This window comes from Snodgrassella alvi (assembly GCF_002777855.1).
Lineage (GTDB): Bacteria > Pseudomonadota > Gammaproteobacteria > Burkholderiales > Neisseriaceae > Snodgrassella > Snodgrassella alvi_E.
Genome location: NZ_MEIK01000040.1, coordinates 164951 through 188549 on the forward strand (window position 1 = coordinate 164951; position 23599 = coordinate 188549).

At 44.3% G+C, this 23599-nt stretch carries 24 protein-coding genes and 1 tRNA gene; 7 read left to right on the forward strand and 18 right to left on the reverse strand.

Going from position 1 to position 23599, the window contains the following annotated elements; translation table 11 throughout:
* Window position 1: 1 nt before the first annotated feature.
* The 6 genes from BHC43_RS09730 to mraZ all read right to left on the reverse strand — a co-directional run bounded on the left by BHC43_RS09730 (window position 2) and on the right by mraZ (window position 6440).
* The gene (locus BHC43_RS09730) at window positions 2-1360 is read right to left on the reverse strand and encodes a UDP-N-acetylmuramoyl-tripeptide--D-alanyl-D-alanine ligase (protein WP_100140390.1); all 1359 of its coding nucleotides are present in this window, start codon (window positions 1358-1360) and stop codon (window positions 2-4) included.
* Between the two features lie 20 nt (window positions 1361-1380).
* Window positions 1381-2862, reverse strand: a complete 1482-nt coding sequence (locus BHC43_RS09735) for a UDP-N-acetylmuramoyl-L-alanyl-D-glutamate--2,6-diaminopimelate ligase (RefSeq protein ID WP_100157263.1) — start codon at window positions 2860-2862, stop codon at window positions 1381-1383.
* Between the two features lie 70 nt (window positions 2863-2932).
* On the reverse strand, window positions 2933-4675 hold the full coding sequence (locus BHC43_RS09740) for a peptidoglycan D,D-transpeptidase FtsI family protein (RefSeq protein ID WP_100140392.1): 1743 nt from the start codon (window positions 4673-4675) through the stop codon (window positions 2933-2935).
* Window positions 4676-4747: 72 nt separating this feature from the next.
* A complete protein-coding gene (gene ftsL, locus BHC43_RS09745; protein WP_100140393.1) occupies window positions 4748-5020 on the reverse strand; it encodes a cell division protein FtsL in 273 nt (90 codons plus the stop codon).
* 26 nt (window positions 5021-5046) lie between these two features.
* Window positions 5047-5988, reverse strand: a complete 942-nt coding sequence (gene rsmH, locus BHC43_RS09750; RefSeq protein ID WP_100157264.1) for a 16S rRNA (cytosine(1402)-N(4))-methyltransferase RsmH — start codon at window positions 5986-5988, stop codon at window positions 5047-5049.
* Window positions 5985-6440: a division/cell wall cluster transcriptional repressor MraZ gene (gene mraZ, locus BHC43_RS09755; protein ID WP_100140395.1), complete on the reverse strand. Its 456-nt coding sequence runs from the start codon at window positions 6438-6440 to the stop codon at window positions 5985-5987. The genes rsmH and mraZ overlap by 4 nt, the downstream gene beginning before the upstream one ends.
* Before the next feature lie 286 nt (window positions 6441-6726).
* On the opposite strand from mraZ, the gene BHC43_RS09760 reads away from it, so the two are divergent.
* From BHC43_RS09760 to BHC43_RS09770, 3 genes are read left to right on the forward strand one after another with little or no spacing between them, the layout of a single operon-like run.
* Complete coding sequence (locus BHC43_RS09760; RefSeq protein WP_100157265.1) at window positions 6727-7878, forward strand: class I SAM-dependent methyltransferase; 1152 nt, start codon at window positions 6727-6729, stop codon at window positions 7876-7878.
* Window positions 7829-8887: a 5'-nucleotidase gene (locus BHC43_RS09765; RefSeq protein ID WP_257378018.1), complete on the forward strand. Its 1059-nt coding sequence runs from the start codon at window positions 7829-7831 to the stop codon at window positions 8885-8887. Before BHC43_RS09760 ends, BHC43_RS09765 begins: the two co-directional genes overlap by 50 nt.
* 48 nt (window positions 8888-8935) lie before the next feature.
* Window positions 8936-9973 (forward strand): NADH:flavin oxidoreductase/NADH oxidase, encoded by a 1038-nt coding sequence (locus tag BHC43_RS09770; protein ID WP_100157266.1) that lies wholly within the window; start codon window positions 8936-8938, stop codon window positions 9971-9973.
* 67 nt (window positions 9974-10040) lie between these two features.
* On the opposite strand, the gene BHC43_RS09775 is transcribed toward BHC43_RS09770, so the two are convergent.
* Window positions 10041-10529, reverse strand: a complete 489-nt coding sequence (locus BHC43_RS09775; protein ID WP_100157267.1) for an aminoacyl-tRNA deacylase — start codon at window positions 10527-10529, stop codon at window positions 10041-10043.
* A 73-nt stretch (window positions 10530-10602) separates the two neighbouring features.
* On the opposite strand from BHC43_RS09775, the gene BHC43_RS09780 reads away from it, so the two are divergent.
* Window positions 10603-10953: a RidA family protein gene (locus BHC43_RS09780; RefSeq protein ID WP_100157268.1), complete on the forward strand. Its 351-nt coding sequence runs from the start codon at window positions 10603-10605 to the stop codon at window positions 10951-10953.
* Between the two features lie 62 nt (window positions 10954-11015).
* On the opposite strand, the gene argJ is transcribed toward BHC43_RS09780, so the two are convergent.
* The 6 genes from argJ to BHC43_RS09810 form a co-directional block, all read right to left on the reverse strand.
* Window positions 11016-12233, reverse strand: a complete 1218-nt coding sequence (argJ, locus tag BHC43_RS09785; RefSeq protein WP_100157269.1) for a bifunctional glutamate N-acetyltransferase/amino-acid acetyltransferase ArgJ — start codon at window positions 12231-12233, stop codon at window positions 11016-11018.
* A 63-nt stretch (window positions 12234-12296) separates the two neighbouring features.
* Window positions 12297-13055 (reverse strand): CDP-diacylglycerol--serine O-phosphatidyltransferase, encoded by a 759-nt coding sequence (gene pssA, locus BHC43_RS09790; protein ID WP_100140537.1) that lies wholly within the window; start codon window positions 13053-13055, stop codon window positions 12297-12299.
* Between the two features lie 4 nt (window positions 13056-13059).
* The gene (hflX, locus tag BHC43_RS09795; protein ID WP_100157270.1) at window positions 13060-14283 is read right to left on the reverse strand and encodes a GTPase HflX; all 1224 of its coding nucleotides are present in this window, start codon (window positions 14281-14283) and stop codon (window positions 13060-13062) included.
* A 73-nt stretch (window positions 14284-14356) separates the two neighbouring features.
* A complete protein-coding gene (locus tag BHC43_RS09800) occupies window positions 14357-15136 on the reverse strand; it encodes a phosphatidylserine decarboxylase (protein ID WP_100157271.1) in 780 nt (259 codons plus the stop codon).
* 162 nt (window positions 15137-15298) lie between these two features.
* Window positions 15299-16828 (reverse strand): ubiquinone biosynthesis regulatory protein kinase UbiB, encoded by a 1530-nt coding sequence (ubiB, locus tag BHC43_RS09805; protein ID WP_100157272.1) that lies wholly within the window; start codon window positions 16826-16828, stop codon window positions 15299-15301.
* Window positions 16829-16914: 86 nt separating this feature from the next.
* Window positions 16915-17424, reverse strand: coding sequence for a HugZ family pyridoxamine 5'-phosphate oxidase (locus BHC43_RS09810; RefSeq protein WP_100151748.1), 510 nt, complete (start codon window positions 17422-17424; stop codon window positions 16915-16917).
* Window positions 17425-17743: 319 nt separating this feature from the next.
* Here BHC43_RS09810 and BHC43_RS09815 point away from each other — a divergent pair, with 319 nt between their 5' ends.
* The gene (locus tag BHC43_RS09815) at window positions 17744-18304 is read left to right on the forward strand and encodes a hypothetical protein (RefSeq protein WP_100140405.1); all 561 of its coding nucleotides are present in this window, start codon (window positions 17744-17746) and stop codon (window positions 18302-18304) included.
* Window positions 18305-18381: 77 nt separating this feature from the next.
* Here the strand turns inward: BHC43_RS09815 and obgE are convergent, their stop codons facing one another.
* The 4 genes from obgE to BHC43_RS09835 all read right to left on the reverse strand — a co-directional run bounded on the left by obgE (window position 18382) and on the right by BHC43_RS09835 (window position 21091).
* Window positions 18382-19515, reverse strand: a complete 1134-nt coding sequence (obgE, locus tag BHC43_RS09820) for a GTPase ObgE (RefSeq protein WP_100157273.1) — start codon at window positions 19513-19515, stop codon at window positions 18382-18384.
* Between the two features lie 171 nt (window positions 19516-19686).
* Window positions 19687-19959, reverse strand: a complete 273-nt coding sequence (gene rpmA / locus BHC43_RS09825) for a 50S ribosomal protein L27 (RefSeq protein WP_025331257.1) — start codon at window positions 19957-19959, stop codon at window positions 19687-19689.
* 20 nt (window positions 19960-19979) lie between these two features.
* Complete coding sequence (rplU, locus tag BHC43_RS09830; protein WP_025331258.1) at window positions 19980-20288, reverse strand: 50S ribosomal protein L21; 309 nt, start codon at window positions 20286-20288, stop codon at window positions 19980-19982.
* A 542-nt stretch (window positions 20289-20830) separates the two neighbouring features.
* A complete protein-coding gene (locus BHC43_RS09835) occupies window positions 20831-21091 on the reverse strand; it encodes a hypothetical protein (RefSeq protein WP_100140407.1) in 261 nt (86 codons plus the stop codon).
* Window positions 21092-21763: 672 nt separating this feature from the next.
* Between BHC43_RS09835 and BHC43_RS09845 the strand changes: the two genes are divergently transcribed.
* Window positions 21764-22738, forward strand: a complete 975-nt coding sequence (locus tag BHC43_RS09845; RefSeq protein WP_100157357.1) for a polyprenyl synthetase family protein — start codon at window positions 21764-21766, stop codon at window positions 22736-22738.
* A gap of 48 nt (window positions 22739-22786) precedes the next feature.
* Window positions 22787-22861, forward strand: a tRNA-Arg gene (locus tag BHC43_RS09850).
* A gap of 102 nt (window positions 22862-22963) precedes the next feature.
* Here the strand turns inward: BHC43_RS09850 and ptuB are convergent.
* Window positions 22964-23599 (reverse strand): retron Ec78 anti-phage system effector HNH endonuclease PtuB, encoded by a 636-nt coding sequence (ptuB, locus tag BHC43_RS09855; protein WP_100157275.1) that lies wholly within the window; start codon window positions 23597-23599, stop codon window positions 22964-22966.

The window sequence follows — 23599 nt, forward strand, 5'->3', positions numbered from 1 at the left end:
TTTATTCTTGCGTTAAAGCAGCAACCACATCTTCCATGTGCATAAAACGTGAACCTTTCACCAGAATAGTCGCCGTTTGCTGATCCCAGGCGCGTAAATCTTCAATCAGCCGGTTTCTGTCCTGATAAAACGCTTCTTTAGCCCCATAAGCTTCAGCAGCATATCGGCTGTTTTCACCGATAAAAAACGCAGCCTCAATACCTCGTTCACGCATATAGGCACCGACTTCAGCATGCAAAGCAGGAGCATTATTGCCAAGCTCACCGATAGCACCCATAACAATGACCCGTGGTGCCGGAAAAGCTGCCAGCACATCAATTGCAGCCTTGAATGCATCAGGATTGGCATTATAAGTGTCATCAATGACCAGCGCACCATTCATACTGTGCTTCTGCTGCAAGCGGCCTTTAGCGTTTTGAAATGCATTCAGTCCATGCAAAGCTGACAAAGGTAAACCTGCTGCCAGCGCCATCGCGCAGGCTGCTACCGCATTGTGTACCATATGCAATCCGGGCACCGGTATATTTATATGTGTCTCACCTTGCGGGCTATGCAGGTCAAAAGCAATGCCTAATGGCTGCAAAACAATATTTTCAGCATGCACATCACCCAGCTTTGTACCAAAGCGAACACATCTTTTACCATGCAAAGCTTTGATATAAAGCTCAGACTGTCCGTCATCAGTCGGAACAAAGCCAATCCCATTAGCATTTAAACCTTGGTAGATTTCACTTTTAGCACATGCAATATCGGCCACATCTGCAAAACCGCAGCCAATGTGAGCACGCAAAGCATTATTAACCAGAGCAAAATCTGGACGCGCCAAACCAGTTAAATAACTCAGTTCGCCGGCATGATTCATGCCCATCTCAATTACGGCGTAGCGATGCTGCGGTTTTAATTGCAGCAATGTTAATGGCAACCCTATGTGGTTATTAAAATTACCAGCAGTTGCCAAAATCGCATCTTTACCCGCGTGGCAACGCAGAATAGTAGCCAGCATTTCCTTTACAGTAGTTTTGCCAGCCGAACCAGTCACACCGAAAACCTGTAATTGCGGATTAACCACCATACGCCAAGCATGAGCCAGCTGGCCTAAAGCCTGTTGTGTATCAGCCACCACTAAACAACGTGCATTAGTTTTCCAGTCAGAGCAGCTGACAATGCACAACGCTGCTCCTTTTGCCAGCACTTCATCAATAAAATCATGGCCATCAAAGTGTTCTCCCTGAATGGCCACAAACACATCACCCTGCTGAATCAGGCGGCTATCGATAATTACCCTATTTACCGGCTGGTTATGGCTCGGTAATACCTGTCCAAAAGTTTGATAAATAAAATTTAGATCTAAATTCGACATGTTATTTCAATATATGCATTTCAGCAGCCACGCTGCTGTAAGGCTGCCTGCGCTACTTCAAAATCAGAAAAATGATGCTTGTGGCCACCGATATCCTGATAGGTTTCATGCCCCTTACCAGCAATTAGTACAATATCGCCTATGGCAGCATGCTTCACCGCATAATCAATTGCCTTGCTGCGGTCGGCTTCCACCAATGCCGGTTCAGCCACTGCCGGTAAAATATCATTGATAATCGCCTCTGGATTTTCTGTACGCGGATTATCACTGGTTACCACGACATAATCTGCTCCTGCTGCTGCAGCCGCGCCCATTAGTGGTCTTTTACCTGCGTCACGATCACCGCCACAGCCGAATACACACCATAAATGTGAACCTGCCGGTTTAATTTCTTGTAAGGTAGCCAATGCCTTTTCCAACGCATCTGGCGTATGTGCATAATCCACCACTACTAATGGCTGTTTATCGCCCATCAAGCAATCCATTCGTCCGGTAGCTGGCCGAATATGCGGCCAGACCGCCAGTACATCTGCGAAAGCAAAACCGTTGGCACACAATACCCCGACACAGGCTGCCAGATTCTGTGCATTGAAACGCCCGAGTAAATGGGTATGCACAAGACCTTCTCCCCAGGGGGTGCTTAATTGTATTTGCATACCATTAGCTGAGGCCTGAAAGTGAGCAATGTGAATATCTGCTTGTGCATGAAAACCATAAGCCAGTACAGTTAACTGCGAACAATCACGATGCAATTGCTGCCATAACTGAAAGCCGAATTCATCATCAATATTAATAATGGCGTGTTGTAGACCCTGCCAGTAGAAAAGTGAAGTTTTACAAGCACCGTAATTCTGCATGCTATGATGATAATCAAGATGATCACGGGTTAGATTAGTAAAGACAGCGCTGGTAAAAGGCACACCCACTACACGATCTTGATCCAAGCCATGACTGGATACTTCCATGGCCACTGCAGAGACATTTTCTTGTACAAAGCGGCGCAACCAAGTCTGATTGGTTACCGCATCCATGGTAGTATTGACAGTATCATGTAGCTGCTGCCAATACCCATTGCCTACCGTACCCATAATGGCACATTTCTTACCCAGAATATCTGATGCCTGCGCCAGCCATTGGGATACCGAGGTTTTACCATTGGTACCGGTCACACCCCAGATAGCTAGTTTGCTGCCCGGATTATCATAGCAGGCAGCTGCTACCAGACCGGCACGCTGGTGTAAATTTGCTACCGGCTCGTTTTTTACTTTCCAGCTTTCCTGCCACTGAAAATGGCCATCATCATCCCAGAAAACAAATTCGGCCCCATTATCGATAGCAGACTGAATAAAATCACGACCATCGGAATACTCTCCCTGACAGGCCACAAACACATCGCCTGGCTGAACCTGTCGACTGTCCGCACGCAAGTTTCTTCCTGCAACTATCGCGTGTGTTTCAGCCGATAAATGATACTCAGGCAAAGGCTTTTTCAGGGAAAACATAATACTGCCGTTTCAAATATTTTTATTTATAAATAGAAAACAATCTGTGATGACACAGATTGTCTGAAGATTAATGTTTTTCAGTGTGCACACTTGTCTTAACTGGTCTTGTGGGTGAAACACCAAGCACATTCAATGTGCCTACCATCACATCATGGAATACCGGACCGGAAACCGGGCCACCATAATAGCCATTGGCAGTAGGATTCTGGATATTCACCGCTACGATTACTCGTGGATTGTCTGCCGGAGCAAAACCAATGAATGTAGCCATGTGCTTGGAATCTGAGTAATGACCATCAACAAGCATACGTGCAGTACCAGTTTTAGCGGCAACATCATAGCCATCAATTGCACCTTGCAGGCCGGTACCACCTGGTTGGGTAACGGCAATCATCATATGCCGTACTTCCTGTGCTGTTTTCGGCTGGATGATGCGCTCACCCTGCGGTGCTTTGTCCAGTTTCAGAAAACTTACTGGCAATAGCACACCATCATTAGTAAATATAGTGTATGCACGTGCCAACTGGAGCAAACTCATCTGAATGCCGTATCCAAAAGACATGGTTGCCTGCTCAATCGGGCGCCAGCTATGCCAGTCGCGCACGACCCCTGGGGTTTCACCGGGAAAACCAGAATGCATGCGATGACCAAAACCGATAGAAGTATACATGTTGTACATTTCTTCCGGCGTAAACATAGCAGAAATTTTACTTGTACCTACATTAGACGACTTCTGAATAATGCCGCGGACATCTAGGTAAGGGTAATTATGTGTATCCCGCACTGTGGCCGGACCAATTTTATACGGTAGGGTATTGAAACCGCTACTAGGTCTGATTTTACCGCTGTCTAGCCCTTTAGCAATGGTAAACGGTTTCATCGCACTACCCGGCTCAATCATATCGGTTACTGCACGGTTACGGCGGGCATCACTCTCTGTGGCTCCAGGATTGTTAGGGTCATATCCCGGTGAATTGACCAGTGCAAGAATTTCCCCTGTTTTACCATCCAATACCACTACTGAACCAGCTGAAGCTTGATGGAATTGCATTGCTTTATTTAAAGACTCATAGGCAATAGACTGAATACGCTGATCAACGGACAGTACCATATTGGTACCGTTTCTGGGCGGCTGGTTACGTGGTGAATCCAGACTGTCAACTATGTTGCCTTTGTTATCACGTAATACCACTTTAGCACCGTCTACACCGTGCAGAACACTTTCGCGGGACAGCTCCAAGCCTTCCTGTCCTTTGCCGTCAATATTAGTGAAACCAATAATATGGGAAAAAATCGGCCCCATAGGATAATGACGCTTACTTTCATGTTGAAATGCTAGGCCTTTTATATTAAGTGCAGCAACTTTTTCGGCAACTTCTGGTGGCAGCTGACGTTTCAGATAGATAAAGTCTTTATTACGGCTGAGACGGCTTTTAATCGTTGCCAATGGCACATCTATCAAAGCTGACAATTGCTGTAGTTGCGCATCGGTCGGCATCTGCTCCATGGCTGAGGGCACTGCATATAAAGAATCAGCCGGCGCACTGATAGCTAGTGCCGCGCCATTACGATCAGTAATTGTACCGCGTGTGGCCACCAATGGCAGAGTACGCACAAATCTCTGGTCGCCTTGTTCTTTTAAAAATTCGTGTTTTTCAGTCTGTAAATACACACCGCGTCCGATCAGCATGGCGAAGGCCACAGCCAGAGCACCCAGCACCAATACTATCCTTCCGTTCGTAGTCACAGGTTTTACCTGCTTCACTTCGCGGGGCAGCATGCGTGGCTTATAATCGTTTTTAATTAACATAGTAGTTTGTTCCACTGCTGGATCATGCTGCCAGTTAGCAGCTTTTCCATTAATCTGTGACCTTTTATTTCATCATTTAACAGGCCGCGGAGCAGCCAGCATACGCGTTTCAGCCAGTGACGGCGAATGCAGGTTCTGTCGTGCTGAAGCGTCCTGTATCAGCTGATGATTGGATAACCGCGCCTGTGCCAATTTCAGCCGGCTGAAATCTTCATTTAAAAGACTCTCTCCTTTTTGAGCCTTATCCAACGCTATAAAAAACTGGCGCGAGCGGTCTTGTACTGTTACAACAGCAAAAGCTGAAGCCAGTACTAATACCAGCAAAATAATGTTGATTTTATTCATAGCCAATCAACCATAAATCTTTTCCATCAACTACGTTCTGCTACACGCAATACTGCCGAGCGGGCGCGGGGATTAGCAGCAATTTCAGCAGCAGCAGGCTTCTGCGCTTTACCAATCAATCGTAGCGGAGGCTGTTCACGCTCCGCTTCTTTAAGTACAGCCCAGCGTGGCAGAGGCGCCGGCCGACTATTTTGCTGCATAAAGTGTTTTACAATTCTATCTTCAAGTGAATGGAATGAAATCACTGCCAGCCGGCCGCCAGTATTCAGGCTTTCCATTGCCTGTGGCAGCACCCCGCTTATTTCTTCCAGTTCACGGTTAATAAAGATGCGAATGGCCTGGAAGGTACGTGTGGCCGGATCCTGTCCGCGCTCACGAGTACGGACGACTTGTGCAACGAGACGCGCCAGCTGGCCGGTTGTGGTAATTGGCTTCTCTTCTCTCTGTACCACAATTGCCCGTGCAATCTGGCGACTAAACCGTTCTTCACCATAATTTTTAATTACCTCGTGTATCGCCTGCTCCCCAGCCACCTCCAGCCATTCTGCAGCTGATTGCCCGCGTGTGGTATCCATGCGCATATCCAACGGTGCATCGAAGCGAAAACTAAAGCCTCTCTCTGCTTCATCAATTTGCGGGGATGAAATTCCCAAATCAAACAGCGCTCCGTTAATCTTGTCGATACCCAACTGCTTCAGTGAGCTGTTTAACGCTGAAAAGCCTTCATGTACTACCTGTACGCGATTATCCTGCTGTGCCAGCTGCCTCGCGACAGCTATTGCCTGTGGATCCTTATCAAACACCACCAGCCTGCCATCATTTCCCAGCTGTGACAGTATTTGACGCGAATGGCCGCCACGGCCAAAAGTTCCGTCAACATAGACACCGTTGGGTTTCACTTGTAAAGCAGCAACTGCTTCATTCAGCAGCACTGTTATGTGGCCACCATTACTCATTGATTTATTCATAATTGCAGCTGGGTCTTGCCCAGCTCTGCTGCCAGCATGTCTTCATCCATATCCAATGCGGCATTATTTTGTTCTTCCCAGAGTGCCCTACCCCATACTTCGATGCGATTAGCACGACCTACAACATATACTTCACGCTCAAAATTCACCAACCGACGCAGATGCGCCGGCAACAATACTCTGCCTGCACTATCCAGCTCCATAGTATCTGCATTATGCAAGAGCAAATTCTGATAAGCCTGCAATACTTTGTTACCCGCCACTGGTAGCTGCAACAGCTGCGCCTCTACACTTCGCCATGATGATTCAGGATAAAGTAATAAATGTGTGCGCTTTTCAAGCGTAGCCACCAGTACTGGAGTGAAATGACGCGCCAGCAAGTCGCGAAACTTAGCTGGTATTGCCAGTCGCCCTTTGCTGTCTATACTTAATTCATACGCGCCGCCAAACATTATTAGCTCCAGTTGACTGAATCGGGATTATCCCCCACTTTGCCACACCTTTACACACTTATTCACACTATAAGTCAATTTTGCTTGCAGGGTCAATGCAATCAAATCAAATTTTAGCCACTCAGAAAAACCACTGTTCATTGAAAAAATCATCTAATTCAATACATTAATTAACTATTCTTCTAAGCCATAACCATTGTGCCGTTTAGGCATATTGATGCAAGACAGCACAGGCTGAAGGGAGCGTTTATAATGCTCTTCTGTTTACATATTCACCATATAACCTATGGATAATTTACCTATCCCGGATAAACTTGCTGCGGCTAACTCAGCAACACTCACTTCGTTAATTCAGCAAAAAATCAACCAGCATGGTGGTTGGCTTTCTTTTGCTGATTACATGCAGATGGCACTGTACACACCGGCTTATGGTTATTACACCGGTGGTGCGCAGAAATTCGGACAAAATGGCGATTTTATTACTGCTCCTATACTGACTCCGCTTTTTGGTCATACACTAGCACAGCAATTAAATGCACTATTGCCACAAACGGCTGGCAATATTTACGAATTTGGAGCTGGTACTGGCCAGCTAGCTACAGCTGTACTGACTGCATTAGATAGTGGACAACTTAAGCATTACTACATCATAGAACTATCAGCCGAGCTGGCCGAGCGTCAGCGCACATATATCCAGACCCATATCCCTGATTTGGTCGATAAAGTTGTTCATTTAAGCTGTTTACCAGAACAGTTTGACGGCATTTTGCTTGGCAATGAGGTATTGGATGCCATGCCGGTACCGATATATCAGTGTGTGGGAAATCAAATAGAAGAAATGGGCGTGAGCTGGCAGGATAACCATTTGTGCTGGTCTCCTCAGCCCGTCAAAAATCAGCAGATAAAGCAACAGGTAATGGAAACTTTTCCTGTCACTAGTGAAATGTATCAGTCTGAACTGCATCCGCAACAACATGCTTTTGTGTCCACACTGGCACAGAAACTGCACCGCGGTGCCATGATTTGGATAGATTATGGTTTCGATGCGGCGCAGTATTACCATCCGCAGCGACGGCAAGGCACTTTAATCGGCCATTATCGCCATCACACCATCCATGATCCTTTTTATTACCCCGGTCTAACCGATCTAACCGCACATGTTAATTTCACCCGCATAGCCGATGCCGGGGTAGAAAATAAGCTCGATTTAATTGGCTATACCACTCAGGCAACTTTTCTGCTGAATCTAGGTATTACCGAACTTTTAGCACAAACAGGCCTGCCGGATGAAACAGCGTATATAAAGGCAGCAGCGGCCTGTCATACCCTACTTGATACACAGGAAATGGGCGAATTATTTAAAGTGATTGCTTTTGGAAAAAATATTGATGTTGACTGGCTGGGTTTTAGATATGGCGATCTGTGCCATAAATTATAATCTTATTAATTATATATTTACATGTAATTTTATAAACTACATTACAAAATTATTAAAGGAGTTTAGCGAAAGAATGCCGTATGATTTAACCAAAAGATTAGTAATAGGATTAGCTTCAAGTGCATTATTTGATTTAAAAAAATCAGATAAAATATTCAAATCTAAGGGTGAGCAACATTATAGAAAATACCAAAGAAAAAATGAAAATATACCTTTAGAAAAAGGTGTTGCATTCCCTTTCATCAAAAGGCTTTTATCTTTAAATTCATTAACATTAAAACCCGAAGATGAGCCACTTGTGGAGGTAATATTATTATCTAGAAACGATCCGGATACCGGCTTAAGAGTTATGAACTCAATAGAACATTACGGATTAAACATTACCAGAGCTGTATTTTTACAAGGAAAATCACCTCTATCCTATATTCCTGCTTTCGATATTGAGTTATTTTTAACAGCAAACAGTGATGATGTGAAACTAGCAGTAAGTGAGGGTTATCCAGCAGGAATAGTAATGAAAGGAAGCATCAAGGATGATAATCAGGACAGTGAGTTAAGAATAGCCTTTGATTTCGATGGCGTAATAATTGATGACGAAGCAGAATTAATTTATCAAAGAGAAGGAAATTTAAAAAGTTTCCATGAAAATGAAAAATCTAAACAAGATATTATCCATAATCCTGGCCCGCTAAATAAATTTATACAACGATTAGCTCAAATACAACAAATAGAACACAAGAAAATTTCTCAAGACCCTAAATTTCAACCTATTCTTAAAATAGCATTGGTCTCAGCAAGAAATGCACCATCACATAAAAGGGCTATTAAAACTTTAAGAAATTTAGGAATAGAAATTAACGAAGCTTTTTTCTTAGGTGGAATAGCAAAGAATAAAGTTTTAGAAATTATGAACCCACATATTTTTTTCGATGATCAACTTACTCATTTACAAAATGTGGCAAAATTCCTACCTTCAGTACATATCCCATTTGGTGTGACTAATCGTTAAAATATAGTAATAATTTAAGATATATTATTAATATAAAAGGAAGCATTCATGTCATTACTATTTTCCCCTATTACCATTGGACAATTGTCACTGAAAAACCGCGTTGTTATGGCACCAATGTGCATGTATGAAGTTAAAAAAGAAGATGGCATTGTCACGCCGTTTCATTTTGCTCATTATGGGGCACGAGCCATTTCTAATGTAGGCCTGATTATGATTGAAGCCACTGCTGTACAGCCTGAAGGACGTATCACCAAACGTGATTTAGGTTTGTGGGATGATAAGCAGACTGAAAAATTCACTCATTTGGTGGATTCGTTACATTATCTTGGCAGTAAAGTTGGTGTACAGCTGGCCCATGCCGGACGCAAAGCCGAAGACGCACTCCAGCCACTTGCACCCAGTGCCATTGCCTTTAATTCTAACTCCAAAATCCCAAAAGCGATTACTCAGGACGAAATCAAACAAATCCGTTCTGACTTTATTGCATCAGCTCGGCGAGCACAGCAAGCCGGCGTAGATGTGATTGAAATCCATGCCGCACATGGCTATCTAATCAGTGAATTTCTATCGCCATTGAGTAATCATCGCAGCGATGACTATGGTGGTTCTTTAGCCAATCGATATCGTTTATTGCATGAAATTGTTACCGATATCCGTGAGCATTTTTCTGGTTCACTATGGGTACGTCTGTCTTTATCAGACTACGACCAAAGTGGTCAGCAAAACACAATTGCCGACTGGCAGCAAATAGGCCAGTGGTTAGAACGTGACGGCATAGATGTAATTGATGTATCTACCGGTGGTGTAATGGATTACGCTCCTGATTTACCTTTACACGGCGGCTATCAAACACCGTTTGCTACCGCTATGAAACAAGTAGTTGGAATCCCAGTGGCAACAGTGGGCTTACTGGATAGTCCGGATTTAGCAGAATATATATTGCAAACCAAACAGGCCGACCTGATTATGGAGGGACGGGTATTGCTCCGCAACACAAACTGGTTAGCTGATGCTGCTCAGAAACTTCACGACCACAACTTCAAGCCTTTTAATGATTCTTATCAGCGTGGACAGCTGAAATAAATGTTCACTTGTAGTGGAACGCACAGGCCAGACCATTATTCGGTTTGGCCCGTATACTAATTAATATTTATTCTGTTTCTGTAGCCACGTGCACCGATTGTGGTTGCAGACAAGCCAAATACTGTGGCTGTATTTTTACAAGAAATCCGCGTTTGCCGCCATTTATATAAATCAGTGGCAAAGCATAGATACTCTCTTCAACATATATCGGTAAACCCGCCTTATTACCAAACGGACTGGTACCACCTACCAGATATCCAGTCCATTTACCGGCCTGCTGGGGACTGGCCGGTTCGATATGTTTCATGCCGAGCTCTCGTGCCAGCTGACGTGTAGAAATATGCCGGTCACCATGCATCAGTACAATCAGTCCCTGTTTCTGCTCATTTTGCAAAACAATGGTTTTAATTACTGCATGCTCGTCCACATTAAGCGCCAAAGCAGATTGTGCTGTCCCTCCATGCTCAACGTAAGCATACTCCATTGGTTCATATAGTATCTGATGGTCGCGCAGAAAACGAATTGCAGGCGTGACTGGAAATTTACTTTTACTCATCCGTACACCGCATCCTTTCAGACCAAAATAACTGTGCTAACATCATTTATTTACCTTCATCAGGAACCTGTATATGAGTATCAAATTTTACCAGAGCGGTGACCGCCTTGCTGAAGCCACCATTGCCAATGGTCTGATATTTCTGGCCGGACAAGTACCCACGAATGAAGAAGCAGAAATCACCGCCCAGACTGCCAACGTACTGGCACAGATTGACAGTATCCTTGCCGCCTGTGGCAGCGACAAACAACATATATGTGAAGCCGTAATCTACTTGAGTGATTTACAGGATTATGCAGGTATGAATCAAGCGTGGGATAAATGGGTGACTCCTGGCCACACGCCGGCAAGAGCCTGTGTGCAGGCTGCACTGGCCAATCCGCAATGGAAAGTAGAAATCAAAATCACTGCTGTACAAAAATAAATAAACAGCCATCAAGCTGATGTTATATCGGCTTGATGGCTAGAATATTACATACACTATATTTAACTGCGGTAATCCGCATTAATGGCCACATACTCTTTAGATAAATCACAAGTATAAATCTTAGCTTGAGCTTCACCACGAGCCAAATCAATTGTTACCGTTATTTCGTCCTGTGCCATAACTTGTTGTCCGGCTTCTTCAGTGTAGCTTGAGGCGCGCCCGCCTTTTTCGGCTACCAATACATCACCTAAGTACACTTTAATAGCGCTAACATCAAGGTCAGTAATACCGGCATAACCAATGGCACACAGGATTCGACCAAGATTAGGATCACTGGCGTAAAAGGCTGTTTTTACCAGCGGTGAACGGGCTACTGCATAACCCACCTGACGCGCTTCTGCCTCCGTCAACGCATGACGCACATCAATAGTGATAAATTTGGATGCACCCTCACCATCACGTACGATAGCTTGCGCCAGCTCCAGTGCCACATCAGCCAGTACCGTTTTTATTGCAGCATAATCCTTGCTGGCTTCAGAGTCGATCCGACCAAGTTCAGTTTTTCCGGTAGCTACCACCACAAAACTATCATTGGTAGAAGTATCTCCATCTACCGTTATGGCATTAAAAGAAGTATTTGCCACTTCAGCCACCATCTGCTGCAACAATGGCTGAGCGATATCGGCATCGGTAAACACAAATCCCAGCATTGTAGCCATGTTTGGATGAATCATGCCCGAACCTTTGGCAATGCCGGTGAAATGTACTTTATGCCCATCTATAGACACTGTACGGCTGGCCATTTTGGGAACGGTATCGGTGGTCATAATCGCCGCTGCTGCCTGCGGCCAGTGTACTACTTTCACTTTAGGTAGTGCCGCCACGATCCTGTCTACCGGCAATGGTTCTAAAATCACGCCAGTTGAAAACGGCAGCACTTGTGCTGCTGCACAGCCAATTTGTTGAGCCACTTTTTCACAGATAAATTCAGCATCGGCCAAACCCTGCCGGCCAGTGCCTGCATTGGCATTACCTGTATTAATCACCAGCGCACGCACACCTGTATCCGTAGCCAGATGCTGCTTAGCAATTTGTACCGGTGCGGCACAGAAACGGTTTTGAGTGAAAACAGCGCCGATGCTGTTGACGCCATTCAGTACTATCAGGGTTAAATCATCATGCTCGGGCTTTTTAACACCCGCTTGTCCCACAAAGACCTGTACACCATCAATGGCTAGAACCTGCCTATCATTTGGCACGGTCAGATTAACAGCCATAGCTATCCTCCTTTATTTCGAATGCACCAGCTTATTGTTGTTCCCTTAGTATATTATTTTTTATCACGATTCAGGCTGAATCTTGCGTTTCGTCAGTAAGCGCCAGATAAACATCACATAACCAGACAAACTATAAAGCAAGAAAAAGGCAAACAGCACCACTGATGGTTCCCACGTCACTACCAGCAATGCAATCACCGCCAGAATCATTACAAAAAAGGGTACCTTACGATAAGCATTAATTTCTTTAAATGACCAGAAAGGTATCTGCACCACCATGGATAAACCGCCAAACAAAGTAATAATCAGACATAACCAGTCCAAATGAGGCAGTCCTTGAAAAGTATGACTTACCCAAATCAGGCCAATTACTAGTGCAGCAGCCGTCGGACTGGGGATTCCGATAAACCACTTTTTGCTGACTTTACCTATCAATGTATTAAATAAAGCCAACCGCAAAGCAGCGCAGGCACAATAGATAAATGCTACCGAATAGCCAATTTTACCAAAATGGAATAATTGCCATTTATAAGCAATCAGTGCTGGAGCCACACCAAAACTCACCATATCGGCCAGACTGTCTAGTTGTTCTCCAAATGCACTCTGGCTATTGGTGAGACGCGCTACCCGTCCATCCATACCGTCCAGCAGCATGGAAATAAAAACAGCAATCGCCGCAATTTCATAATGCCCATGCATGGACTGAGTAATCGCGTAAAAAGCGGCAAACAGTGCGGCCAAAGTAAACGCATTAGGCAATAGATAAATACTATTATCACGCAGGCGGCGTCGGTACGGCCGATTTGGACGGTTAGATTTCATTACATCAACTTGTTGTGTCATATTTAGTTTTATCCTCGACAGGCTTCACCAACCCGTCCTGTTCATGATGTGGTGTATGCTTCAGACTGGCCAGTTCTATCATAGCCATACGTAAATCAGTTAGTCCGCTACCATCCTGTACCGAAATATATACAGCCTGAGGGCGCCCGCGAATGTCACGTACTATTCCCTTCGGCCGCTGTTCTGCAGCCAGTCTGTCAATTTTATTATAAATAATCAATTGTGGTATGTTTGCTGCATCAATTTCCGTCAATACAGTATTTACATCATCGATTTGGCGTTCGAACTCAGGATGCGTCACATCCACCACATGCAGCAGCACATCAGCCAGAGCTGTTTCCTCAAGCGTTGCCGCAAATGCAGCCACCAGACCATGCGGCAAATCGCGAACAAAACCAACAGTATCAGATAAAAGCACACTGATCTGCTCATTCAGATACAAGCGACGCACCGTATTATCCAGCGTCGCAAACAACTGATCCTCAGCCACCACTTGCGCTTTAGTTAAACGGTTAAATAAGCTGGACTTGCCCACATTTGTATAACCGACCAACGCAAAAAGCGGTAATTTTCCTTGATTCCGACTTTTACGCTGCGTAGCCCGCTGCTGTCGAACTCGCTGCAACTCATGGCGCAAGCGCGTGATTTTCTGTCTAATCAGGCGTCGGTCTGTTTCCAGACGAGTTTCCCCCGGCCCGCGCAGTCCTATACCACCACGCTGACTCTGCAAATGTCCGTAACCGCGTACCAGCCTGCTGGATAAATGCACCAGCTGCGCCAGCTCAACCTGCAGACGCCCTTCTTGACTTTGTGCCCGTCGAGCAAAAATAGCCAGAATCAGACCAACGCGATCTAACACCCGACATTGCAGCAATCTTTCCAGATTACGTTCCTGTGTCGGTGTCAGAGCGTGATTAAAGACAACCAGATTAGCTTCCGTCTCAACTACCTGCTGAGCCAGTTCTTCTGCCTTGCCTTTACCTACAAACAATGCAGCATTTGCCTGCTGGCGTTTGCATGGCACCAAACCCACCACTTCTGCTCCGGTAGCCCGTACCAACTCCTGCGCCTCATCTAGCGCTGCTTCAAAGAGACTGGTTCGGCGCTCAGCCGTAACCAGAAAATCTTTGTCCAGCAACACACCCACCAGCAGCACTCGTTCGGGTTCTAGTCGAGCAGATAAACTGGCTTTAGATAATTCTTTCATAGACTAGCGTTTGTACAACAACAGGCTGCCTGAACTCATAAAGAACAGACAGCCTGTATAACCATTAATAACATCATTCCTGAGACAAAACATGCTGTGCTGCCGCAGCAGCCTTAGTGGTCGCATCTTTCACCATATCAGCCTGCTCTCCCGTATTTTGTTCAGCACCCTGTCTTTCTGCTACATCCGAACCTTCCTCAGGTGCCGCTAACGGCAACTTAGCCAATACTGTACTGCTGGCACGAACCTTATCCCCGATGGCCACCAGAGGTGTAGCATCTTCGGGCAGATACACATCCACACGCGAACCAAAGCGGATAAAACCATAACGGTCGCCACGGTGCAATAAATCATGGGAATGCACATAACACAGAATACGCCGTGCTACCAGCCCAGCCACCTGCACAAAAGTTACCGGCCGGCCTGTTTTTGTGACCGCCAGTACCGCATTACGCTCATTCTGCACACTGGCTTTATCCACTGCCGCATTCAGAAAACTACCTTTGAAATAATCAACCCGTTCTACCTTGCCATCAATCGGACTGCGATTGGAGTGAACATTAAATACATTCATAAACACACTGATTTTCAGCGCATTCACCCCTCGATAAGGATCAGAGGTTTTTTCTACCACAACAATACGTCCATCCGCCGGACTCAGCACATCCTCAGGGTCTGCAGGAATATCACGTGCAGGATCTCGAAAAAACTGCACCACAAATACTGTGATTACCCATAATGGCAGCGACCACCAGCCGCACCAGACAACAGTTAATATGCTCAGCACGAGACTGCCGATAATAAACGGCCAGCCTTCCTTTGCAATCAAAGGATAAGGATACATACGCGACACAAGGCTACTCCTTTACAGATAATCTACTGCGGACAGGTCGCAGCGAAAAACAAACAGAATAATTTGCTGAAATCCACACCATCAAGTCCTATAACTATAAGCAGATTTCACAATCTCAACAATATAAAAACTGAACCCACAATTAATTGAGGCGCACACAAATCACTTAAACACAAACACAGCCAACAGAACCAACGCAATCACTGCAAGCCAGAAGTTCTGCTGCCGCTGCGTGCGCAGCAGATGAACATAAGCATCACGCCATTCCAACTGGCGCTTCTCATCCACCAACGCATTCAGCTTGCGCGGTAGCGCCGGCAGCATCTGTGCCCAATCCGGGGCTTCCTGTCGCAGCGTTTTCCACAAAGCCTTTATACCAATCTGATTATGCATCCAACGTGTCAGAAAAGGTTTAGCAGTTGCCCATAAATCTAACTCTGGATCAAGCTGCCGTCCCAAGCCCTCAATATTCAGTAATGTCTTTTGTAGCAACACCAGTTGCGGCTGAATCTCCACATTAAAACGGCGGCTGGTCTCAAATAAGCGCATCAGCACCATGCCAAAAGAAATCTCCGCAAGCGGCTTATTAAAAATCGGTTCACATACCGCACGTACCGCTGCTTCCAGCTCTTCCACTCTGGTGTCAGGCGGTACCCAACCGGATTCCACATGCGCTGTTGCCACACGATGATAATCCCGATTAAAAAAAGCAAGAAAATTAATCGCCAGATAGCGTTTATCGTAATCAGTCAGCGTGCCGACAATACCAAAGTCCAAAGCGATGTAACGACCATCATCCGCCACCATAATATTACCCGGATGCATATCTGCATGAAAAAAGCCGTTATCAAAAACTTGAGTAAAGAAAATTTCCACACCATAACGGGCAAGCTGATGTAAATCAATATTTTTTTCACGCAACCTGTCTAAACAAGCTACCGGAATACCATCCATCCACTCAATAGTTAGCACACGACGGGCACAATAATCATAATAAACTGCAGGGATAATCAGCATCGAACTGTCAGTAAACTGGCGCCCGAGCAGACTGGCATTAGCAGCCTCGCGCATCAGATCCAACTCATCATGCAGATAATTTTGAAATTCTGCCACCACCTCTCGAGGTTTCAATCGCTTGCCATCAGCAAACAGCCACTCTACCCAGCGTGCGCCCACTGCCATTAGCGCCAAATCCTGATCAATTACTGGCGCTATGTTCGGACGTAATACTTTAACTGCCACTTTCTGGCCTACCCCGCCATCAGCAGCAAACAAATTAGCCTCATGCACCTGCGCAATAGAAGCACTGGCAACTGGCTGCGGATTGAAGCGGGCATAAATGGCATCCAGTGGCTTACCCAGTTCTGCCTCAATCACCTTAATGGCTACATCACTATCAAAAGGCGGCACTCGATCCTGCAATAATGACAGCTCACGCGCGTAATCAGCAGGTAGCAAATCCGGACGAGTTGATAAAACTTGCCCAAACTTTACAAATATTGGCCCCAGACTCTCCAGTGCCAAACGCAATCGTACCGCAGGCAACTCTTGCCGGTACTGGCGGCCGCGCGGAAACAAGCGTGCCAGTTTTTGCAACCATAACGGTCGAATATGTGGCTGCACCAAATCCAGCAAACCAAATACGTATACCGTATGAATAATCACCCATATTCGTTTAGGCCAACACCACATGCACGCAGCTCCGGTATATCCGCAGAAAACGGCTATTGTACGGGATTTTATCTTTCTTTACCGGCCAATAGCCACGTACAAAAGTATCACACTGTTTTCGCATTCTTTTCCGTTAACTGCACGGCACCAGCCACATCACCTGGCGTAAACACAAAAGCACGTCCAAAACCAGTTACCAGCCGTGCCTTTTCCAGCTGCAACCGGAACAGCATAAAATCTGGCAGTCCACTGAGCACATCAACAGTATTGCCCAGCTTGGTCTTCATTGCCTCCAAAGCGGCAATACCCTCAGTAGTATCTTTTTCAACAGTCGTCACAGCGGCAGCATAATTCAAACGTGCACGTGCAAAAATATTGCGCGCAGAAGCTTCATCTTCTATTAGCAGAACATTTGCCTGCTGTTGCTGTTGCAAATTCTGTGTATGCAAAGCCAGACCGGACAACAAAACATACAGATAACCATCATGTTCAGCAAAAGGTGCATAACTTGCATGCGGTTCACCATCCTGCCCTACCGTAGCCAGCACCAGAGAATCCAGTTGCTGTAACCGCGTGACTGCTGCCTGAAGTTCAGCTACATCGTATTGTTCACTCATATATTGCCCTAAAAAAATTATCTAAAATTAATGATAATAATTTTCATGTTAAAACTCAAATACCATTTATACTCATTACTACAAAAGCAGCAAGCTACCATTACCCCAAAAAGTACCGTACCATAAAAAAAATAAATTCAATTCGAGCATAAAAAACACAAAAACCTACAGTCAATACTGTCCGCTCCAGACTATAGGTTTTCCCCAAACCACAAATAAAATTGAGCTTCAGCACAGTCAGAAATTAGGTAAAATCACCACCCGGATCACAGTCAAGCTTACGGCCAGCTCCAAATAAACCACAGTGGTACAGCACATCATGAATAATCAGCCTCATTCCGCAACCCATTCTTCCACAACCCAGAAACGTCCGCGCCAGTTGAAACAGCGCATACTTAAATTAATATTATTCTGTGGTTTCTGTATTCTGTATATCTTTATCCTAGCCACAATAGATAGTCGCACTGCCAGCAACCACAAACCGTGGCATTCTGATTTAACCATTGCTGCATTTAATCCAGATGGTTCATTTCTAGCCTTACCCTATTCCTATATTCAGCAGCACCCATTGGCCGACACATCTTTTTTGGCCAAAAACACAGAAGGTAGCAAACAAAAAAATGACAACGATACCTTCAAATACACAATCATCGAGCAAACGGCACAACATCAGCAGATACGTACTAGCCTGCGTACTAACCGCAGCATAACCATTGCAATTTATCAAGCAACGGCACATACCGTTACACCCATCAAATCCACCAGCTACAACATAGAACAGATATCCATGGCAGCCGTAATGGCTCTCATCAGCGTTTTAATTCTTCAATTTGCATACCGCTTGCTAGGCCGCCGTACTACTAAAAAGCAAACAAGATAAACATACATTTTCTTCATACAAAACAATTCCATAAAAAAGCCACCTGCAACAGGTGGCTTTTTGCAATTATGGCGGAATCATTCCGGTTGGATTAAACTATTAGATGGCATAATCTCAGTAACAGCCTCATCTGAATCCTGCAGCTCTGCTTGTAATTTATGCCGCGTATCCAGATACCGCTGAATAGTCTGCACTAACTCCTGAGTTCCCTGATGTGCCAAAGCACTGATTTCGAATACCCGCGGCACAGACAGGTCAAATTCATACTCATCATCCGGCTGCGGATAATCCCAGCCAATATCAGCAAGAAATTGCGCCACCCGTGCTGCCCGTTCATCTTCAGCCAGCATATCGATTTTATTCAACACTAGCCAGCGCGGCTTATCATGCAATGCTTCATCAAAACGGCGCAGCTCTTCTACAATCGCCAGCGCCTCGGCTGCTGGATTCACTCCATCATCAAATGGAGCCAAATCCACCACGTGCAGCAACAAACCAGTTCGCGACAGATGTTTCAAAAAACGGTGTCCCAGACCAGCCCCGTCAGCCGCACCTTCAATCAAACCTGGAATATCGGCCATCACAAAACTATGATTATCATCACTACGCACCACGCCCAGATTCGGATGTAATGTAGTAAATGGATAATCCGCCACCTTTGGTCGCGCTGCTGAAACCGCACTGATTAAAGTGGATTTACCCGCATTGGGCATACCCAGCAAGCCCACATCAGCCAGCACTTTCAATTCCAGCAGCAAACTGCGTGCCTCACCCTCTTCCCCCGGCGTCGCCTGCTTTGGCGCACGGTTAACTGAAGATTTGAAATGAATATTTCCTAAGCCACCCTTACCACCTTTAGCCAGGCATACCCTTTGGCCATGATGAGTTAAATCAGCCACCACCTGCTCCGTATCCGCATCACGAATCAGCGTTCCCACCGGCATTTTTAGCTCAATATCATCGGCACCACGCCCATAACGGTCAGAACCATGGCCTTTTTCACCATTTTTAGCCTGATAGCGTTTAACAAAACGATATTCAACCAGCGTATTGATATTCTCATCTGCCACTGCCCAGACGCTACCGCCTTTGCCACCGTCACCACCATCCGGTCCACCCTTAGGCACAAATTTTTCGCGCCGGAAGCTGGCTGCACCATTGCCGCCACGGCCGGCAACTACCTCAATTTTTGCTTCATCAATAAACTTCATAACGTTCTCAGTCTGCAATATTTATGCTCAGGCCAAAACCACATGTCTCAGGGCTAGCGTCGTCATACGATTATAACCAAACTCCAGCAGAATAGCGCTAGCTGTAAATTCCCCGCTGCGTCCCAACAAAAAAGCCCTGCCAGACAGGCAGGGCTTGATAGCTGTAAAAACTTACTCGTCTGCGCCAGTATACGGACGCACACTTACGGTTTTACGGTTCAACGCGCCTTTCACAGCAAATTCCACATAACCATCCACTTTCGCAAATAGAGTGTGATCTTTGCCCATACCTACGTTTTCACCGGCGTGGAAACGAGTACCACGCTGACGAACAATAATAGAACCAGCCGGAATCAGCTCATTACCAAAGGCTTTAACGCCCAAGCGTTTGGCTTCTGAATCACGACCGTTGCGGGAGCTACCGCCTGCTTTTTTGTGTGCCATTCTGTTATTCCTTCACTCAATTAGGCAATCGCCACGATTTCAATCTGGGTAAAATTCTGGCGGTGGCCCTGACGTTTCTGATAGTGTTTACGACGACGCATCTTGAAAATGCGTACTTTATCGTGACGGCCATGTGCAACCACTTTAGCGGTTACTTTAGCGCCTTCAATAAAAGGCGTACCCACCTTCACCGCTTCACCGTCAGCAATCATCAAAACTTCATTCAGTTCGATCTGGCTGTCGAGTTCTGCTGGTATCTGTTCTACTTTTAATTTTTCGCCAACGGCAACTTTATACTGTTTACCGCCGGTTTTTACGACCGCGTACATACTCAACTCCAATAGGAATTCAATTAAAAAACAAAAACTAAATTTCCGCACAAAACGGAATTGGCGATTATAACAACCACGGAATTAACTGTCAAAACAATAGCAACGTTGTATAAGCGCAGAAGATGGCTACCGCAGCAGGTTTCAGTAAACCATAATACATAGTATTACCAATCATAAAGCAGTGACAAAAACCAGCAACCGTTATTAACTAAAATTTTAAAAGAAATAAACACAAACTGAATAAACAAGCACCTAAAGCAACCGCAAAAAGATTGCTTTTAAAATGAATTATAAGCAATTGAGTAAAACTAAATTCTTTTATTCTTAAAGCCTTGATTAATCACCGCACAGCAAACTATGTTAGCTCAGAATTTCATAGCAAAATGGTCAAAAGAAACGTCAGTTGGCCCTCGTTAAACCTATCGATACCTACAGAAAAACTGCTGTAAGCACAGAAGAAACAAAAAATACATCTTTCCAATCAAAAAGAAAGATGTATTTAAGATTTCAATTTCTAAAAATTTATGCCACCGACAAAATTAATAGGCCACAGGCGGCTGAGGTTCCAGAGGGTCGATAACTTTTGTCGGACCATTTTTGAAAGCACACCAATTAACTCTCAATAAATCACATGGCAGCCACTTTGAAGGCGGTAATTTAACAATCGGATTAGCGATAGAAGGTGATTTAAACAAACTGATATGCACGCCACCCTTGTCAGGTGGATTACCTGCATAACAAGAAAAAGAAGCAACACTCAAACTTAAAATACCCAAAACAGTTAACACAGATTTTTTCACAATGATACTCCTTTGGCTAAAATAAAGAGTTTAAATAAACTCTTTGATTACAATACATTTTTTAATATATGTTGTAAACTTTTTATTTAAAGAAACAAAAAAATTGTCTGATTAACACAACCATAAAAAATTCAACCAGCCAACCCGTAATTTAAAAAAAATTATATATTCCACGTAGCCAACCAATACCAAAAACATAAAATCAATAAAAAGCTTCCTTTATTTCACACCAGCATAAAATCAAAAACCTAATACAAATACGTTCAAACTACATATACAAACAATGTTCAATCCTATAGCAAAATTGATTTATGTAATCTCACTCACACCCACAGCCAACAAAAAATATTCAGCGTTGAAAGCAGTTATTTTGAAATCACAACTCACAAATCCAATTACTATCCTTATAAAAAACAAATATATAAATAAAAACTTTTCTCAGAAAATAATGAATATACAAACCCTAATTGATCTAGACAACATTAGCTGGCTTCAGTTTAAACCCAATTTATCCGAATTTCCCCAAAGCAAGAAATCATCAGAATTTACCCAATCTAACTTTTCTATCCCCTAAATTAATTTCAAGTATAATATTAAGCAATAGTGCTCAGTAGCAAACAGCACATTTTGATTAAAACACACCACCAAAATCCGTTGCAGAAACACATACACATGCTTGAAAACCTGCCCTATTTCCAAAAACACCTGCCCGAAGACCTAAGCCGCGTTAATGCTGTCATCAACCGTGCTGTCGAATCCGAAGTCGTTCTTATCTCCCAAATTGGCCAGTATATAATTAGCGCCGGCGGCAAACGCTTGCGGCCGATTATCACCATTCTGGCCGGCAAGGCACTGGGCTATGATAAAGACCCACTATTTTCCCTTGCTGCCATGGTGGAATTTATTCACACTTCTACCCTGCTGCACGACGATGTAGTAGATGAAAGCGATCTGCGCCGCGGCCGTGAAACTGCCAACAATCTTTTTGGCAATGCCGCCGCCGTACTGGTAGGCGACTTTCTCTATACCCGCGCCTTTCAGCTGATGGTAGGTTCCGGTAGCCTGCGTATACTGGAAGTCATGGCTGAAGCCACCAACATCATCGCCGAAGGTGAAGTGATGCAGCTGATGAATATCGGCAATATTGACGTCACCGAAGAGCAGTATATTCAAGTAATTGAATACAAAACCGCCAAATTGTTTCAGGCGGCAGCACAAGTGGGCGCCATATTAGCCGGCGCCAGCGACAAACAGGAATTGGCACTAAAAAATTACGGTACCTATCTGGGTACTGCCTTCCAGATTATTGATGATGTACTGGATTACACCGGTGATGTAGACACAATCGGCAAAAATGTCGGCGATGATCTGGCCGAAGGTAAACCTACCCTACCCCTGATTTACCTGCTCAACCAAGGCAGCCCTGTTGCCGCGGCCGATGTGCGCCACGCACTGGAACATGCCGACCGCAGCTACTTCGACAAAATCCACGACCACGTGATGAACTCTGATGCGCTGGTTTATTGCACCGCGCAGGCTAAAAAAGCAATTGATGCCGCAGTCAACTGCCTGAATGATTTACCAGCTAACGAAACCACGCAAGCCATGCGCGATTTAGCATTGGCATCTTTAGCCCGAATCTCATAAAATAGCGGGCTATAGCCGCTTTTGACTATAGCCCTTTATTGTACAAGTCTCGCCGTAGTTCAACGGATAGAACACATGCCTCCTAAGCGTGCGATACAGGTTCGATTCCTGTCGGCGGGACCATTATGTTAATTTTATATAAATAAAACAATAATATTTATCAATAATTTTAATAAATTATTTAAAATAATGTTTACTATAGCTTATATTTTGACTACTTCTTATTTATTTTAAAAAACTTTCTATAAGTGAAGGAAATCCGTATTCTTTCGGATTTTTTTCTAGATAATCTATTATATCTTGATATTCAGACTTTTCACTTTTCATCTTTTCTGGATCAATCATGCTTTCAAGATCAATAAAAACTTTTCTTCTTAATCCAGCAAGACTTGTGTCATTTAAATTTAAAAGAGCAATAGTTTTTTCTGCTTTAATTTTTTGTTTTTCTGTTAAATCTGACTTACATTCAATGTAACCATTGTTTATATAAGTAAAATATTTATTAGGATTGTCTTCCTCTAAATCCGGCTTTAAGATAAGGTTAATATCATACTCTTTATTTTTTTTAGCGCTATCTTTATATATTCCACAATGTTGTTTATTTTGACAAGAAAGAAAAAGATTATTCCAGTCTAAGTCAATTTGTGGAAATTTAGCACGACATCTAAAATGCTCTACATGATATTCTTGTCCGAGTTTACTTTCGCAGTATACACATAATCCATCCTGTATTTTAGTTAATTCATCTACAATTAATTTATATCCTTCTGGATTACGTTTTTTGAAATTCGTCCAAGTATAATATTTTTTTTTAGCGTTATTTAAACAAGATAAAGTTTCAGTACGGTGAATGTATCGCAT